General features: G+C 75.9%; 1 pseudogene. It reads right to left on the reverse strand.

Annotated features, from left to right (window positions below):
- Positions 1-324 (reverse strand): annotated as a pseudogene (locus KDH83_RS32210) (hypothetical protein); the annotation flags it as partial.

Raw genomic sequence — 324 nt, forward strand, 5'->3', positions numbered from 1 at the left:
AGCGGGATGTGCGGGCTGGCGGTCGGGCTGCCGCCCGAGCCGGTGTTGCCGTTGTCGTCGACGCTGACGCTGAGCGTGACCTGCCCGGCGATGTTGGCGCCGGGCAGATAGCGCAGGCCGCCGGCGGCGGTGAAGGCGTTCAGGTCGGCCACGCTGCCGGTCAGGGTCAGCGCGCCGGCGCTGCCGCCGACGGTGACGCCATTGCCGCTGACGGCCGACAGCGCGCCGGACGGCACGGACAGGGGGAGGGTCAGCAGGCCGGCGCCGGCGTCCACGTCGCTTACCGTGATGCCGGGGGTGGCGCCGGCCGGGTCCTCGGTCAGG

The organism is Achromobacter sp. Marseille-Q0513, from assembly GCF_018195695.1.
Classification (GTDB): domain Bacteria; phylum Pseudomonadota; class Gammaproteobacteria; order Burkholderiales; family Burkholderiaceae_B; genus Achromobacter.